Source organism: Pseudomonas sp. EGD-AK9, assembly GCF_000465935.2.
Lineage (GTDB): Bacteria > Pseudomonadota > Gammaproteobacteria > Pseudomonadales > Pseudomonadaceae > Aquipseudomonas.
Genome location: NZ_AVOF01000751.1, coordinates 1 through 15,204 on the forward strand (window position 1 = coordinate 1; position 15,204 = coordinate 15,204).

Consider the following 15,204-nt stretch of genomic DNA (forward strand, 5'->3'; position numbering starts at 1 on the left):
CGCCACCTGGCAGCTCGGCGCTGGCACCCTGGGCTTCGCCCTGGCCACCGCGCGCCTGGAGCACAACCGCGACTTCGCCGCCTTCGTCGCCCCGGCGCTGGGCTTCAACACCGGCCTGCTGTGGCGCAACGCGCTGGGCAACCTGACCCTTGAGGCGGCCGGCGACTACTTCCACAACGGCGAGGTACGCCGTCGCCTGTCGCTGAACCAGCAATGGGAAGTGCGCACCGACCTCGGCCTGCGCCTGAGCGCCCAGCGCGAGTTCAGCCAGCTCGCCGCGCCGGTCAACGAGGTGAAGCTGGAGCTGCGCTGGTATCACTATTGAGCGCCGGCAGGCGCACAATAGCCTTGTCGCACCAGCCTGGAACCCCTGCATGAACGACCACGGCCCGCAGCTGCTGCACGTCGCCGGCGGCAAACCGATCAAGCTCTGGACCCGCGGCGTGCCGGTGGAGGACGAAGCCCGCCGGCAATTGCTCAACACCGCGCGGATGCCCTTTATCTTCAAGCACCTGGCGGTGATGCCGGACGTGCACCTGGGCAAGGGCTCGACCATCGGCAGCGTGATCCCCACCCTCGGCGCCATCATCCCCGCCGCGGTCGGCGTGGATATCGGCTGCGGCATGGTCGCCGCGCGCACCTCGCTGCGCGCCACGGATCTGCCGGACAACCTGCACCGCCTGCGCAGCGCCATCGAACGCGCGGTGCCGCACGGCAAGAGCTTCGGCAAGCGCGACGTCGGCGCCTGGGACGAAGTGCCGGCCGCCACCGACGCGGCCTGGCGCGCGCTGGCCGGGCGCTTCCGGGCAATCTGCGCCAAGCACCCGCGCCTGGAGAAGAGCAACCACCGTGTGCACCTCGGCACCCTGGGCGGCGGCAATCACTTCATCGAACTCTGCCTGGACGAGGCCGACCGTGTCTGGCTGATGCTGCACAGCGGCTCGCGCGGCGTCGGCAACGCCATCGGCAACCTGTTCATCGAGCTGGCCCAGGCCGACATGCGCCAGCACCTGGCCAACCTGCCGGACAAGGACCTGGCCTACTTCGAGGAAGGCAGCCGCCACTTCGCCGACTACCTCGAGGCGGTCGGCTGGGCCCAGGACTACGCCCGGCAGAACCGCGCGCTGATGCTGCAGGCGGTGATCGCGGCCACCCGCCAGGTGCTCGGCCGGCCGTTCGAGGCGCAGCTGGAGGCGGTGGACTGCCACCACAACTACGTGCAGCAGGAACGCCACTTCGGCCGCGAGGTGCTGGTCACGCGCAAGGGCGCGGTGTCGGCGCAGCCAGGCCAGCTGGGCATCATCCCCGGCTCCATGGGCACGCGCAGCTACATAGTGCGCGGCCTGGGCAATGCCGAGGCGTTCTGCTCCTGCAGCCACGGCGCCGGCCGGGTGATGAGCCGCAGCCAGGCGAAGAAGCGTTTCGACCTGGCCGACCAGCTGCGCGCCACCGCCCACGTCGAATGCCGCAAGGACAAGGACGTGATCGACGAAATCCCCATGGCCTACAAGGACATCGAGGCGGTGATGGCGGCCCAGCGCGACCTGGTCGAAGTGGTGCACAGCCTGCGCCAGCTGGTGTGCGTGAAGGGCTGAGTGACCGGCGGAGATGACGCCGCGACACGGCTTTCTATACTGAAGGTCCCACCGTCCCGTTCTGGAGAACCATCATGCGCCGCCTAACCGCCTTCTTCGCCGCCGCCCTGCTCAGCGCGCCCCTCTGGGCGATGCACTGCCCGGCGGACATGGCCAAGATCGACGCCATGCTGCAAAGCGACCCACCGGCCGACCCCGCCGTGCTGGCCAAGGTGCAGGAACTGCGCGCCGAAGGCGAAGCCCTGCACAAGGCCGGCAACCACAGCGAATCGGTCAAGGTGCTGGGCGAAGCCATCAATCTGCTGGAAGCCAGCGAGTAGTCGCCGGCTCAGTTGCTGGTCGTAGGCGCCGGCCTGGCGGCGCCTGCAGCACTGCTGCCTAGTAGCCGGTGTAGAGCAGCTCCAGCGCCAGATGCCGCACCTCCTGCAAGTCCACCGGCTTGCTCAGGCAGGCAGAGGCCCCGCGCGCCCTGGCTTCCTCGAATAGCGCCTGGTCGGCCACCGCACTGATCACCAGCACCGGCACCTCGCGCAGCCGTGGCTCGGCGCGCATGGCGTCGAGTATCTCCAGGCCGTTGCCGTCCGGCAGGTCGATATCCAGCAGCAACAGCGCCGGCTCGTTGTCCTGCAGCTCGGCCAGCGCGCGCTGACGGGTACCCGCGCCACGCACCTCGGCGAACTCGCGCAGCGCCTCCTGGAGAATCTTCAGGCAGGCCGGGTGATCCTCCACGCACAGCACTTGCACCAGGCGCCGCTCGCTTTGCGCCGACTGCTCCGGCGCATCGGCGTCGGTCTCGTCCGGCCGCGCGGCGCTGGGCAGGTCGAGCCAGAAGCGGCTGCCCACACCCGGCTCGCTGCGCACGCCGATCTCGCCGTCCATCAGGCTGGCCAGCTCGCGGCAGAGCACCAAGCCGATGCCGGTGCCGGGAATGTTCGAACTCTCCCGACCGAGGCGCTGGAACGGCTGGAACAGCTGCGCCTGCTGCTCGCCGGACAGCCCCGGGCCGGTGTCGTCGACCCACAGCCGCACGCAGTCGGCGCGCACCTCGTAGCCCATGCGGATGAGGCCCTGCGGGCTGTTGTACTTGATCGCGTTGGACAGCAGGTTGAGCAGGATCTGCCGCACCCGGCGCGGGTCGCCCTGGACGAACAGCGGCGGCTCGGCCGCGGCCATCACCTGCAGCTGCAGCTGGCGCTGCTGCACCTCGGGCTGCACCAGCTCGGCGCAGCCGGCCAGCAGGCTGCCGATCTCCAGGGGCTGCAACTGCAGCTGCTGACGGCGGCTCTCGATGCTCGACAGGTCGAGGATGTCGTCGACCAACGCGGTTAGATGGCGGCTGGCGTTGACGATCTCGTGGGCGTAGTCGCACTCCAGCTTGGCATCGGCCTTGTCCTGCGCCTCCATCTCGATCAGCTGGGCGAAGCCGTGGATGGCGTTGAGCGGCGTGCGCAGCTCGTGGCTCATGCTCGACAGGAAACGGCTCTTGGCCTGGCTGGCGGCCAGGGCCTCGAGGCTGGCGTGGCGCAACTCCTCCTGCACCTGCTTGAGGCGGGTGATGTCGACATGGGTACCGGCCACGCGCAGCGGCCAGCCCTTGGCGTCGCGCTCCAGCACCTTGCCGCGACTGAGCAGCCAGAGGTACTGGCCCTGGCAGTCGAGGTAGCGGTACTCGGCGTCGAAATGCTCGTCACCGCTCTCGGCGAAGTGCTTGCGCAGGTGGCGCAGGCGCTCCAGGTCGTCCGGGTGCACGCGCTGGTTGAACTCGCTCAGGCTCAGGTGACGCGCACCCAGGCCGAAGCGCCGCACGAAGCGGTCGCTGAGCTCGATGGTCAGGTCGCGGGCGTTGATCTGCCAGAGGCTCTCGGTGGTGCTCTCCAGCACCAGCTGGAGGATGTTCTGCGCCTCCTGGCGCTCCTGCTCGCTGGCTTGCAGCTGGCGCCCGGCCTGCTGCATAGCGTCCGCCAGGCGGCTGACTTCGGCGATCCGGCTGTCCGGCGCCGCCGGCAGGTAGTTGCCCTGGCCCAGGCTGCCGGCCATCTCGACGATATCGGCAATGGGGTGCGCCAGCTGGTTGCTCAGGTGCCGCGAACGCAGCCACATCCAGGCGAAGAACAGCAGGTAGAAGGCCAGCAGGCCGGCGATCAGCAGGTAGCCGATCTGCAGGTAGCGCTCGGCCAGCTGGTTGGTGTCGTGGAAGATCTGCTCCTCGTCCACCACCAGCAACAGGCGCCAGCCGGTCTGCGGAATCTCGCTCCAGGCCACCAGCTGCTTGCGCCCGCCGAGCAGCACCTCCTGGACGTTGCCACGGCCCTCGTTCATCGCCTGCAGCAGCGGCTCCATGCCCTCGCGCTTGGCCAGGTTGAAGTCCTCGGGCTTGAGCACCTCGCGGCGTACCGCCTCCTCGTAGGAGTAATGGGTCAGCTCGCGCAGGCCGAAATCCAGCTCGCCGGCGGCCGGCAACGCCATGATGTTGTGGTCGTGGCTGACCAGCATGGCGTAGCCCTGCCAGGGCACGTTGAGCTCGGCGATCTCGCCGAGCACCTGGCCGACGGTGATGTCCAGGCCCACCACGCCCTCGAGGAAATCGCCGCGGTAGACCGGGGCGATGGCCGACATCATCCAGCCGAGGCCGGCCGGATCGAGGTACACCTCGGTCCACACCACCTTGCGCTCGGGGTTGTGCTTGGCGTCGGCCAGGTAATAGAAGTTGTAATCCGGGATCACCATGTCATGGGGATACTGCGCCGGCGTGTCGAACCAGGGATAGATGCGGTTGTAGCTGTCCCAGCTGTTGAAGTAGAGCGCCGCCACCAGCGGGTTGGCCTGCTGGATCGAGCGCATCAGCGGGTCGACCTGCGACAGGCGCATGACCTTGGCGTGATCCTGCTGCGCCGGCGGCGTGCTGTTGGCGTAGAAGGAGGCGGCGCGGCCGTCGTCGCTGCGGGTGTAGAACACCCCGCTGTCGGTGCTGGTATGGCGCTGACGCTCCAGTTCGTCGGCCTGATAGCCGGTATCGAGCAGCGCGCGCTGAGTCGCGTCGCGGTACACCTGGACCAGGGATTCGATCGAACGCAGGCGGCCGTCGACGATCTGCCCCTCGCGCAGCGCGGCACTGGCCAGGTCCTTCACCGCCGCCTCCTGCAGATGGCCGACCTGCGCATCGCGGATCGCCTGGTTGCTCAGCAGGTACACCGCGATCAGCACCGACTCCACCAGAATCAAGGGGATCAGCGCGCTCTGCACGAAGGCCCGCCAGATCCACTGACGCAGGGGGTAGCGGCTAGAACTCGGCATGACGACTCCTTTCCATAGGGCGCGCAGAGGGACGCCAGGCGCCATCATAGCTTCCCGCGCTGGAATCCGCAGTCGACGTTATGGAACCTTTGCCGTACACTCCGCGTCCTAGCTGTAACCACGAAGGTTTTGGGGCCGATTAGGATTCGACGCCGGTAACGAAACTTGAGGGGCATGCCGAGTAGGTGACAGTTCTCGTAAATCCGCTGCCACAACTTCATAGTTGCCAACGACGACAACTACGCTCTGGCCGCCTAAGGGCGCCAGCTGACCCTAGGGGATGCCTGTAAACCCGAAGATCTGGTCAGTCATATAGAACAGGATCGCCGCCAAGTTCGCTGTAGACGTAACGGCTAAAACTCATACAGCTCGCTCCAAGCGCCCTGCCACTCGGGCCGCGCGGAGTTAACTCAGTAGAGATGGCTAAGCATGTAGAACCGATAGCGGAGAGCTGGCGGACGGGGGTTCAAATCCCCCCGGCTCCACCAATTGAAGCAAGCACAAACCCCTGATTTTCCTAGAGAATTTCAGGGGTTTTGTGTTTTCAGGGACTGCGAATGTCCCGAAAAGTGTCACAGCAGGGTCGCGCTACCAATAATCTGGCTTGACGATGACTGACTTCCTGAGAGGCGGACAGGACTTCGCCTCGCCCAGGGTGGCGGCCTTGTTGTCCAGCCTTGAAGGCGTGAGCCCTGAATCGCAACCGTTCGGGAACGCGGCAGCGCGCTGAAAACGGCCTGTCCACAACCGCGCAGGATGTGGACAGGCCCGAGTCGGGTACTCAGGACGTGCGGGCGCTTACCCGCAGGTCGGAGCCCTGCTGCAGCGCGGCCTCCTCCTGATGCAGCGCCTTGACCAGGCAATAGCAGATCAGCAGCAGCACCAGGGAGAACGGCAGAGCGGCGGCGATGGTCGCCGCCTGCAGGCCTTGCAGGCCGCCGGCCAGCAGCAGCACGCCGGCCAGGGCGCCGAGGCCCAGACCCCAGATGATGCGGTAGCGCTGCGGCGGGTTGTGGTCGCCCATCGAGAGGATGGTGCAGATCACCAGCGTCGCCGAATCGGCCGAGGTGACGAACCAGCTGACGATCATCAGCGTCGCCAGGCCGGCCATGGGCAGGATGGCCCACTCTACGCCGAGGCCTTCGATGGTCTTGTACAGCACCATGGTCAGGTCGCTGTTGGCCACGCTGGCCAGGTCGACACCGTTGAGCTGCAGGTACACGCCGGTGCCGCCCATGATCACGATCCACAGGAAGGCGCCGAGGGTGGAGGCCAGCATCCCGCCCACCACTACCTGGCGCACGGTGCGGCCACGGGAGATGCGGGCGATGAACATGCCGACGAACGGGCCCCAGGACAGCCACCAGCCCCAGTAGAAGATGGTCCACCAGCCTTGCCACTGGCGCTCGGGGTTGGCGTCGGTCCACAGCCCCATGGGGATGAAGTGGGCCAGGTAGTCGCCGATGCTGGTGGCGTAAAGGCCCAGCAGGAACACGGTCGGCCCGGCCAGCAGCAGGAACAGGAAGAGGATGCTGCTCAGGCGGATGTTCCACTCGCTGAGCCAAAGAATGCCGCGACGCACGCCGGAGACGGCGGAGAAGGTCGCCACCAGCGAGGTGCCGGCGATCAGCAGCAGCTGGTTGGTGGTAGAGATTTCCCAGCCGAACATGTAGCCCAGCCCGGCATTCATCTGCGACACGCCCAGGCCCAGGGTGGTGGCGGTGCCGAACAGGGTGCTGAAGATCGCCAGCAGGTCCACCGCGTGGCCGATCGGGCCGTGGATACGCTCGCCCAGCAGCGGATACAGCGCCGAGCGGATGGTCAGCGGCAGGTTATGCCGGTAGGTGAAGTAGGCCAGCACCAGGCCCACCACTATATAGATGCACCAGCCGTGCAGGCCCCAGTGGAACATGGTGATGCGCAGGGCGATCTGCGCGGCCTCGGCGCTGCCCGCGGCCACCCCGGCCATCTCCATGTAGGGGTTGCCCTGCATGTGCATCAGCGGCTCGGCGATGCTCCAGAACAGCAGGCCGGTGCCGACCGCGGCGCTGAACAGCATGGCGAACCAGGAGAAGTTGCTGAACTCGGGGCGTTCATCGTCCTGGCCCAGGCGCAGATTGCCGAAGCGGCTGAAGCCGACCCAGAAGGTGAAGAACAGCACCGCGCTGACCACCGCCACGTAGTACCAGCCCAATGAACCCTCAATCCAAGCCTTGGCGCCGGTGTAGATGCCGTTGGCCAGTTCGGCGTTGGTCACGGTGAACAAGACGAAAGCGAAGACCATGGTGATCGAGGCGATCGCCATGGTCGGGTTGACACCTGCGAACACGCGTTCGAGGTGGTTCTTGGGACGTTCGCTCACAGGCGTCTCCTTGTTTTTGTAATGAACCGATGGGACGTCGCAAGGGCCGGGCCGCGCCATGCAGGCGCGACGGGCAGGCGGCATCGTCTTGCGATGTATTACGGTATACCATCAACCAAATCGTCATTTCAATGCCTTGTTGAAACGCCGCCGATCAATGGTCTTCCCCCGCCAGTCACCGTCCGACGGGCATTGTGGGAAAAGCGCAAGGCTTGACTTGCGCATCTCGTATTATGGTATACCATGATACCAACTGAGCGGTGCCAGCCAGCACCCGAACCCACAGCGCACAGGAGCACATCCATGAGTTTCGAGATCCGCAAGATCGTCAGCTACATCGAAGAAACCCTGATCGAAGGCGGCAAGGCCAGTGACAAGCCGGTGACCATGGTCGGCCTGGCCGTGGTGATCAAGAACCCCTGGCTCGGCCGCGGTTTCGTCGAGGACCTCAAGCCGGAGATCAAGGCCCACTGCTCCGAACTCGGCGCCATGATGGTCGAGCGCCTGACTGCCGCTATCGGCGGCGCGGCGAAGATCGAGGCCTACGGCAAGGCCGCGGTGGTCGGCGCCGACGGCGAGATCGAGCACGCCTCGGCGGTGATCCACACCCTGCGCTTCGGCAATCACTACCGCCAGGCGGTTAACGCCAAGAGCTACCTGAGCTTCACCAACAAGCGCGGCGGCCCCGGCACCTCGATCCAGATCCCGATGATGCACAAGGACGACGAGGGCCTGCGCTCGCACTACATCACCCTGGAAATGCAGATCGAGGACGCGCCGCGCGCCGACGAGATCGTGGTGGTGCTCGGCGCCGCCAACGGTGGCCGCCTGCATCCGCGCATCGGCAACCGCTACATCGACCTGGAAGAGCTGGCCGCCGAACAGGCGCAGTGATCCTCAAGGCCCGCGCAGGAGCTTTCCATGATTCGGCTCACCGCTAAATCCACCCCCGCCGGCACCAGCTACCTGGCCACCGGCCAAGGTCACCCCGTGGTGCTGATCCACGGCGTCGGCCTGAACAAGGAAATGTGGGGCGGCCAGATCGTCGGTCTGGCCCCGCATTTCCAGGTCATCGCCTACGACATGCTCGGCCACGGCGCCAGCCCGCGCCCGCAGCCGGGCACCGGCCTGCCCGGCTATGCCGAGCAGCTGCGCGAGCTGCTCGAACACCTGCAGATCGAGCGCGCCAGCGTCATCGGCTTCTCCATGGGCGGCCTGGTGGCGCGGGCCTTCGCCCTGCACCAGCCGCAGCAGCTCGCGGCCCTGGTGATCCTCAACAGCGTGTTCAACCGCAGCAGCGCGCAGCGCGCAGGGGTCATCGAGCGCACCCGCCAGGCCGCCGAACACGGCCCGGACGCCAACGCCGAGGAAGCCCTGTCGCGCTGGTTCAGCCGCGAATACCAGGCGGCCAACCCGGCGCAGATTGCGGCGATCCGCCAGACCCTGGCCGGCAACGACCCGCAGGGCTACCTGACCACCTACGAGCTGTTCGCCACCCAGGACATGTACCGCGTCGACGACCTGGGCAGCATCCAGGCGCCGACCCTGATCGCCACCGGAGAGCTGGACCCGGGCTCGACCCCGGAGATGGCCCGACAACTGGCCGAGCGCATTCCCGGCGCCCAGGTGGCGGTGCTCGCCGAGCAGCGGCATATGATGCCGGTGGAATCGCCACGCCTGGTCAACCAGGTGCTGCTGAACTTCCTGCAGCAGGCCCAGACCCTACGGAATCCAGCAGAGGGGATAGTCGCATGACACTCGCCCGTTTCCACATGTGCATCGACGGCCAGTGGCTCGATGCGCTGTCCGGCAAGACCTTTGAAAGCCTCAACCCGGCCCTGGCCGAACCCTGGGCCGAACTGCCGGATGCCGACGAGCAGGACGTCGAGCGCGCCGTGCAGGCCGCCCAGCGCGCCTTCGAGAATCCGGCCTGGCGCAAGCTGAATGCCACCGCGCGCGGCAAGCTGCTGCGCCGCCTGGGCGATCTGATCGCCGAACACAAGGAGCACCTGGCCCAGCTGGAAAGCCGCGACAACGGCAAGCTGATCCGCGAGACCCGCGGCCAGGTCGGCTACCTGCCGGAGTTCTTCCACTACACCGCAGGCCTGGCCGACAAGCTCGAAGGCGGCACCCTGCCGATCGACAAGCCGGAGATGTTCGCCTACACGGTGCACGAGCCGATCGGCGTGGTGGCCGGGATCATCCCCTGGAACAGCCCGCTGTACCTGACCGCGATCAAGCTGGCGCCGGCTCTGGCGGCCGGCAACACCATCGTCCTGAAACCCTCCGAGCATGCCTCGGCGACCATCCTCGAGCTGGCCCGCCTGGCGCTGGAGGCCGGCTTCCCGCCTGGCGTGGTCAACGTGGTCACCGGCTTCGGCCCGAGCACCGGCGCGGCGCTGACCCGCCACCCGCTGGTGCGCAAGATCGCCTTCACCGGCGGCGCCGCCACCGCCCGCCACGTGGTGCGCAGCAGCGCGGAGAACTTCGCCAAGCTGTCGCTGGAGCTGGGCGGCAAGTCGCCCAACATCATCTTCGCCGACGCCGACCTGGACAGCGCCATCAACGGCGCCGTGGCCGGCATCTACGCCGCCTCCGGGCAGAGCTGCGTGGCCGGCTCGCGCCTGCTGGTGCAGGATGCGATCTACGACGAGTTCGTCGAGCGCCTGATCGAGCGGGCCAAGCGCATCCGCATCGGCAACCCGCAGGACGACGCCAGCGAGATGGGCCCCATGGCCACCGCGCAGCAGCTCGCCGTGGTCGAGGGCCTGGTTGCCGACGCCCTGGCCGAGGGCGCACGCCTGCGCCTGGGCGGCAAGCGCCCGCAGCTCGACGCCAAGGGCTGGTACTACGAGCCGACGCTGTTCGAGTGCGACCGCCACTCGATGAAGATCATGCAGGAAGAGGTTTTCGGCCCGGTCGCCTCGGTGATCCGTTTCAAGGACGAGGCCGAGGCCCTGGAGCTGGCCAACGACTCGCAGTTCGGCCTCGCCGCCGGCATCTGGACCCGCGACCTCGGCCGCGCGCACCGCATGGCGAGAGACGTGCGCTCGGGGATCATCTGGGTCAACACCTACCGCGCGGTCTCGGCCATGGCGCCGATCGGCGGCTTCCACAACAGCGGCTACGGCCGCGAGAGCGGCATCGATTCGGTGCTGGCCTACACCGAGCTGAAAACGGTGTGGATCAACCTCTCGCAGGCGCCCATGCCCGACCCCTTCGTCATGCGCTAGGAGACCTGCGAAATGATCGAACCAGGCATCTACAAAGAAGTGATGGGCTCCTTCCCATCCGGCGTCACCGTGGTCACCACCCTGGACGCCGGCGGCGACATAGTCGGCATCACCGCCAGCGCCTTCAGCGCCCTGTCCATCGACCCGGCGCTGGTGCTGTTCTGCCCCAACTACGCCTCCGACACCTACCCGGTGCTGCGCGACAGCAAGCAGTTCGCCATCCACCTGCTGTGCGCCGACCAGCAGGCCGAGGCCTACGCCTTCGCCGGCAAGGGCAAGGACAAGGCCAAGGGCATCGACTGGCACCTGAGCGCGCTGGGCAACCCGTTGCTGGCCAAGGCCACCGCCATCATCGAATGCGAGCTGTGGCGCGAGTACGACGGCGGCGACCACGCCATCATCGTCGGCGCGGTGAAGAACCTGATCCTGCCCGAGCAGGAGGTGACGCCCATGGTCTATCACCGCGGCAAGCTCGGCGCCCTGCCCTCCATCGCCTGACCCTCGGTTACGACCGCGCCCACTCACCCTCGGTCGCGGTCCTTTTCATCCGTCGCAGCGAGCCGCAGCGCTCGTTGCCCGCACCTTTCAAGGGAGCCGCCATGAATGCTTTGCTGCGCCAACAGGCCTATATCGACGGGCACTGGCTCGATGCCCAGGACGGCTCGACCCAGGCCATCTTCAACCCGGCCAACGGCCAGCAGATCGGCACGGTGCCGAACATGGGCGCCAGCGAAACCCGCCAGGCCATCGCCGCCGCCAACCGTGCCTGGCCGGCCTGGCGGGCGCTGACCGCCAAGGAGCGCAGCGGCCTGCTCAAGCGCTGGCACACGCTGATTCTGGACAACGCCGACGCGCTGGCCGAGCTGCTCACCCTGGAACAGGGCAAGCCGCTGGCCGAGTCGAAGGGCGAGATCCTCTACGCCGCCAGCTTTATCGAGTGGTTCGCCGAGGAGGCCAAGCGCATCTATGGCGACACCATTCCCAGCCACAAGGGCGATGCGCGCATCGTGGTGAGCAAGGAGCCGATCGGCGTGGTCGCCGCCATTACCCCGTGGAACTTCCCCGCCGCGATGATCACCCGCAAGGTCGGCCCGGCCCTGGCCGCCGGCTGCCCGTGCATCGTCAAGCCGGCGCCGGAAACCCCCTTCTCCGCCCTGGCCCTGGCGGCCCTGGCCGAGCAGGCGGGGATTCCCGCCGGCATCCTCAACGTGGTCACCGGCGACGCCGTGGCCATCGGCGGCGAACTGACCGCCAGCGCCGCGGTGCGCAAGCTGTCGTTCACCGGCTCCACGCCGATCGGCAAGCTGCTGATGGCGCAGTCGGCCGCCACCCTGAAGAAGGTCTCGCTGGAGCTGGGCGGCAACGCGCCCTTTATCGTCTTCGACGACGCCGACCTGGAGCGTGCGGTGGACGGCGCGCTGATCGCCAAGTACCGCAACGCCGGGCAGACCTGCGTGTGCGTCAACCGCTTCCTGGTGCAGGACGGCATCCACGATGCGTTCGTCGCCCGCCTGGCCGAGCGCGTCGCCGAACTGCCCGTCGGTGACGGCTTCGTCGAGGGCGTCAAGCTCGGCCCGCTGATCAACCAGCGCGCCGTGGAGAAGGTCGAAGATCATGTGCAGGACGCCCTGGGCAAGGGCGCGCTCCTGGTGCTCGGCGGCGAGCGCCATCCGCTGGGCCACGGCTTCTTCCTGCCCACCGTGCTGGCCGGGGTGCACGACGAGATGAAGGTGGCCCGCGAGGAGACCTTCGGCCCGCTGGCCGCGGTGTTCCGCTTCAGCGACGAGGCCGGGGCCGTGCGCCTGGCCAACGACACGGAGTACGGCCTGGCCGCCTACTGCTACACCCGCGACCTCGGCCGCGCCTGGCGCATGAGCGAGGCGCTGGAATACGGCATGGTCGGCATCAACGAAGGGCTGATCTCCACCGAGGTCGCGCCGTTCGGCGGCATCAAGTCCTCGGGCCTCGGCCGCGAAGGCTCGAAGTACGGCATCGAGGACTATCTGGAGATCAAGTACTGCCTGATGGGCGGCCTGTAACCGCGAAGGAGAACCCCCATGAGCAACGCGAAATACGACAAGGGCCTGGCCATCCGCACCCAGGTGCTGGGCGAGGCCTATGTCAACAAGTCGATCGAGAACGCCGACGACTTCAGCCGGCCGCTGCAGGAACTGGTCACCGAGTACTGCTGGGGCCACGTCTGGGGCCGCGAGGGTTTGTCGCTGCAAGAACGCAGCATGATAAACTTGGCCATGATTTCGGCGCTGAATCGGCCCCACGAGCTGAAGTTGCATATTCGTGGCGCCCTGCGTAACGGTCTCAGCCGCGAGCAGATTCGCGAGATTCTGCTGCAGGTCGGCATCTACTGCGGCGTGCCGGCGGCGGTCGACAGCTTTCGCATCGCCCGAGAAGCCTTCGCCGAGGCCGACGCGGAGGCTCGGCAGTGAAAGCCAGCGCCGCCGACAGGGCTCGGGTCTGAGGACTCGGGCCCTGTTGCCATTTTTACGGACAGCCATAACCAGAGCGGACCCTATGAAACGCTTGCCTCTCGACGACAGCTTCAAGGTCAATCGCAACCCCGTCACGCTGCGCGAAATCGTGCTGGACAAGTTGCGTGGCGCCATCATGAACTTTCAACTGCTGCCCGGCGACCGGCTGGTGGAACGCGACCTGTGCGAGCGCCTGGGCGTCAGCCGCACCTCGGTGCGCGAGGCGCTGCGTCACCTGGAGTCCGAAGGCCTGGTGGAGTTCGCCGGGGCCAAGGGCCCGCGCGTGGCCATCATCACCCTGGAGGACGCGCGCGACATCTACGAGCTGCGCTGCGTGCTCGAAGGCCTGATCGTCCAGCTGTTCACCCTCAACGCCAAGCCCAAGGACATCCGCGCCCTGGAAAAGGCCCTAGAGGAGAACCGCAAGGTGCTGGAAAGCGGCGATCTGCAGGAGGTGCTCGATTCGGTGCAGGGCTTCTACGACGTGCTGCTGGAAGGCTCCGGCAACCAGATCGCGGCGACTCAGCTGCGCCAGCTGCAGGCGCGCATCAGCTACCTGCGTGCCACCTCGGTGTCGCAAAGCAACCGCCGCGGCAGCAGCAACCAGGAAATGGAGCGCATGGTCGAGGCGATCAAGAGCGGCGACCCGCTGGCCGCGCACCAGGCCTCGGTGGACCACGTGCGCGCCGCGGCCAAGGTGGCGCTGGACTATCTCAAGTCCAAGCAGGACGAACCGGGCGCGGTGCGCGACTTCGTCACCCCCATCGCGCTGCAAGAGCCGCGCATAGGACGCTGACGCCATGCCCAGCCCGCGCTTCTGTCCGCAATGCGGCGATCCCGGCCTCAGCCGCCGGCAGCCGCACGGGGATACCCATGAGCGGCTGGTGTGCGCGGCCTGCGGCTATATCCACTACGAGAATCCCAAGGTCATCGCCGGCTGCATCATCGAGCAGGACGGCAAGTACCTGCTGTGCCAGCGCGCCATCCCGCCGCGTCCGGGCACCTGGACGCTGCCGGCCGGCTTCATGGAGAACGGCGAGACCACCGAGCAGGCCGCCCTGCGCGAGGTCTGGGAGGAAAGCGGCATCCGCGCCGAGATCGTCTCGCCCTACTCCATCTTCAGCGTGCCGAAGATCAGCGAGGTGTACATCATCTTCCGCGCCATCGCCCTGGAGATCAGCGGCCAGCACGGCCCGGAAACCCTCGCCTACCGCTTCTTCGCCCCCGAGGAGATTCCCTGGGAAAGCATCTACTACCCGGCCATCCGGCAGATCCTCGAGCGCTATATCGACGAGCGCCAGGCCGGCGTCTACGGCATCTACATGGGCAACGACGACAGCGGCAAGGTGCACTTTATCCGCTAAGGCGCCTTCCTCGACGCCTGATCATCGGTGCGCACGGTGCACCTCAGGAGCCTGGATTGCATCCGGGCTACGGCAAGGCCACGGCCGGCCTAGATTCCCTCGACTATGATTACTTCAGCCTGCGCGGCACCGGCGCGCTGGGCGCAGGCCGCCTGGTACTGCGCGGAACGGTAGCAGGCCAGCGCCTGTTCGTAGGACTCGAACTCGATCACCACGCTGCGCTGCGGCGTGGCCCTGCCCTCCAGCGCTTCGCTGCGGCCGCCGCGGGCCAGCAGCCGGCCGCCGTACTGGGCGAACACCGCCGGCGCGCGGCTGGTGTATTCGGCGTATCGAGCGGGGTCGGTGACATCGACGTGAGCAATCCAGTAGGCCTTCATGGCGGTCGTCCAGGCTTCGGTTAATACGGTATTATGGTATACCATTAAACCTCACCGACATCCACACCGGGACCCCGACATGCCATTCAACCCCATCGAAGAAATCATCGAAGACTTCCGCCAAGGCAAGATGGTGCTGCTGGTCGACGACGAGGATCGCGAGAACGAGGGCGACCTGCTGCTGGCAGCCGAGAAATGCACGCCCGCGGCGATCAACTTCATGGCGCGCGAAGCGCGCGGCCTGATCTGCCTGACCCTGACCGACGAACATTGCCAGCGCCTGGGCTTGGAGCAGATGGTGCCGGCCAACGGCAGCGCCTTCGCCACCGCCTTCACCGTCTCCATCGAGGCGGCGCAGGGGGTGACCACCGGCATCTCCGCCGCCGACCGCTGCCTCACCGTGCTCACCGCGGTGGCGCCCGGTGCCTGCGCGGACGACCTGGTCCAGCCGGGCCATATCTTCCCCCTGCGCGCCCGCGAGGGCGGCGTG

Annotated in this window: 14 protein-coding genes, 1 other RNA gene and 1 pseudogene; 13 read left to right on the forward strand and 3 right to left on the reverse strand. The window is 67.1% G+C overall.

The window, feature by feature from the left end; genetic code table 11:
- From N878_RS23500 to N878_RS23510, 3 genes and pseudogenes are all read left to right on the forward strand, one after another.
- Positions 1–325: pseudogene (locus N878_RS23500) on the forward strand (hypothetical protein); the annotation flags it as partial.
- Between the two features lie 49 nt (positions 326–374).
- On the forward strand, positions 375–1,595 hold the full coding sequence (locus N878_RS23505; RefSeq protein ID WP_021445944.1) for an RtcB family protein: 1,221 nt from the start codon (positions 375–377) through the stop codon (positions 1,593–1,595).
- A 74-nt stretch (positions 1,596–1,669) separates the two neighbouring features.
- On the forward strand, positions 1,670–1,915 hold the full coding sequence (locus N878_RS23510) for a hypothetical protein (RefSeq protein ID WP_021445945.1): 246 nt from the start codon (positions 1,670–1,672) through the stop codon (positions 1,913–1,915).
- Between the two features lie 58 nt (positions 1,916–1,973).
- Here the strand turns inward: N878_RS23510 and N878_RS23515 are convergent, their stop codons facing one another.
- On the reverse strand, positions 1,974–4,889 hold the full coding sequence (locus N878_RS23515) for an ATP-binding protein (protein ID WP_021445946.1): 2,916 nt from the start codon (positions 4,887–4,889) through the stop codon (positions 1,974–1,976).
- A gap of 131 nt (positions 4,890–5,020) precedes the next feature.
- Here N878_RS23515 and ssrA point away from each other — a divergent pair.
- Positions 5,021–5,377: a transfer-messenger RNA gene (gene ssrA, locus N878_RS27355) on the forward strand.
- 293 nt (positions 5,378–5,670) lie between these two features.
- Here ssrA and N878_RS23520 read toward each other — a convergent pair.
- A complete protein-coding gene (locus N878_RS23520; protein WP_021445947.1) occupies positions 5,671–7,251 on the reverse strand; it encodes a BCCT family transporter in 1,581 nt (526 codons plus the stop codon).
- A gap of 303 nt (positions 7,252–7,554) precedes the next feature.
- On the opposite strand from N878_RS23520, the gene N878_RS23525 reads away from it, so the two are divergent.
- The 8 genes from N878_RS23525 (at position 7,555) to N878_RS23560 (ending at position 14,337) form a co-directional block, all read left to right on the forward strand.
- Positions 7,555–8,145: an amino acid synthesis family protein gene (locus tag N878_RS23525; protein ID WP_021445948.1), complete on the forward strand. Its 591-nt coding sequence runs from the start codon at positions 7,555–7,557 to the stop codon at positions 8,143–8,145.
- Positions 8,146–8,172: 27 nt separating this feature from the next.
- Positions 8,173–9,006, forward strand: coding sequence for an alpha/beta fold hydrolase (locus tag N878_RS23530; protein WP_021445949.1), 834 nt, complete (start codon positions 8,173–8,175; stop codon positions 9,004–9,006).
- Positions 9,003–10,484: an aldehyde dehydrogenase gene (locus tag N878_RS23535; RefSeq protein WP_031303928.1), complete on the forward strand. Its 1,482-nt coding sequence runs from the start codon at positions 9,003–9,005 to the stop codon at positions 10,482–10,484. The genes N878_RS23530 and N878_RS23535 overlap by 4 nt, the downstream gene beginning before the upstream one ends.
- A 12-nt stretch (positions 10,485–10,496) precedes the next feature.
- A complete protein-coding gene (locus tag N878_RS23540; protein WP_021445951.1) occupies positions 10,497–10,982 on the forward strand; it encodes a flavin reductase family protein in 486 nt (161 codons plus the stop codon).
- A 101-nt stretch (positions 10,983–11,083) separates the two neighbouring features.
- A complete protein-coding gene (locus N878_RS23545; protein ID WP_021445952.1) occupies positions 11,084–12,523 on the forward strand; it encodes an NAD-dependent succinate-semialdehyde dehydrogenase in 1,440 nt (479 codons plus the stop codon).
- An 18-nt stretch (positions 12,524–12,541) separates the two neighbouring features.
- Positions 12,542–12,931, forward strand: coding sequence for a carboxymuconolactone decarboxylase family protein (locus N878_RS23550; protein WP_021445953.1), 390 nt, complete (start codon positions 12,542–12,544; stop codon positions 12,929–12,931).
- Positions 12,932–13,016: 85 nt separating this feature from the next.
- Entirely contained in the window at positions 13,017–13,769 is a 753-nt protein-coding gene (locus N878_RS23555; RefSeq protein ID WP_021445954.1) for a GntR family transcriptional regulator, read from the forward strand.
- 4 nt (positions 13,770–13,773) lie between these two features.
- Positions 13,774–14,337 (forward strand): NUDIX hydrolase, encoded by a 564-nt coding sequence (locus N878_RS23560; protein ID WP_021445955.1) that lies wholly within the window; start codon positions 13,774–13,776, stop codon positions 14,335–14,337.
- Between the two features lie 89 nt (positions 14,338–14,426).
- On the opposite strand, the gene N878_RS23565 is transcribed toward N878_RS23560, so the two are convergent.
- Positions 14,427–14,714 (reverse strand): DUF1330 domain-containing protein, encoded by a 288-nt coding sequence (locus N878_RS23565; RefSeq protein ID WP_021445956.1) that lies wholly within the window; start codon positions 14,712–14,714, stop codon positions 14,427–14,429.
- A 79-nt stretch (positions 14,715–14,793) separates the two neighbouring features.
- Here N878_RS23565 and N878_RS23570 point away from each other — a divergent pair.
- On the forward strand, positions 14,794–15,204 hold a 411-nt coding region (locus tag N878_RS23570), incomplete at its 3' end, for a 3,4-dihydroxy-2-butanone-4-phosphate synthase (protein WP_021445957.1).

What these genes read in the sequence shown, in the direction of transcription:
- N878_RS23545 (WP_021445952.1), top strand. Translation starts at nt 11,084, where the DNA reads ATGAATGCTTTGCTGCGCCAACAGGCCTATATCGACGGGCACTGGCTC.
- N878_RS23525 (WP_021445948.1), top strand. Translation starts at nt 7,555, where the DNA reads ATGAGTTTCGAGATCCGCAAGATCGTCAGCTACATCGAAGAAACCCTG.
- N878_RS23565 (WP_021445956.1), bottom strand. Translation starts at nt 14,714, where the DNA reads ATGAAGGCCTACTGGATTGCTCACGTCGATGTCACCGACCCCGCTCGA.
- N878_RS23550 (WP_021445953.1), top strand. Translation starts at nt 12,542, where the DNA reads ATGAGCAACGCGAAATACGACAAGGGCCTGGCCATCCGCACCCAGGTG.
- N878_RS23560 (WP_021445955.1), top strand. Translation starts at nt 13,774, where the DNA reads ATGCCCAGCCCGCGCTTCTGTCCGCAATGCGGCGATCCCGGCCTCAGC.
- N878_RS23515 (WP_021445946.1), bottom strand. Translation starts at nt 4,889, where the DNA reads ATGCCGAGTTCTAGCCGCTACCCCCTGCGTCAGTGGATCTGGCGGGCC.
- N878_RS23540 (WP_021445951.1), top strand. Translation starts at nt 10,497, where the DNA reads ATGATCGAACCAGGCATCTACAAAGAAGTGATGGGCTCCTTCCCATCC.
- N878_RS23530 (WP_021445949.1), top strand. Translation starts at nt 8,173, where the DNA reads ATGATTCGGCTCACCGCTAAATCCACCCCCGCCGGCACCAGCTACCTG.
- N878_RS23555 (WP_021445954.1), top strand. Translation starts at nt 13,017, where the DNA reads ATGAAACGCTTGCCTCTCGACGACAGCTTCAAGGTCAATCGCAACCCC.
- N878_RS23510 (WP_021445945.1), top strand. Translation starts at nt 1,670, where the DNA reads ATGCGCCGCCTAACCGCCTTCTTCGCCGCCGCCCTGCTCAGCGCGCCC.
- N878_RS23505 (WP_021445944.1), top strand. Translation starts at nt 375, where the DNA reads ATGAACGACCACGGCCCGCAGCTGCTGCACGTCGCCGGCGGCAAACCG.
- N878_RS23535 (WP_031303928.1), top strand. Translation starts at nt 9,003, where the DNA reads ATGACACTCGCCCGTTTCCACATGTGCATCGACGGCCAGTGGCTCGAT.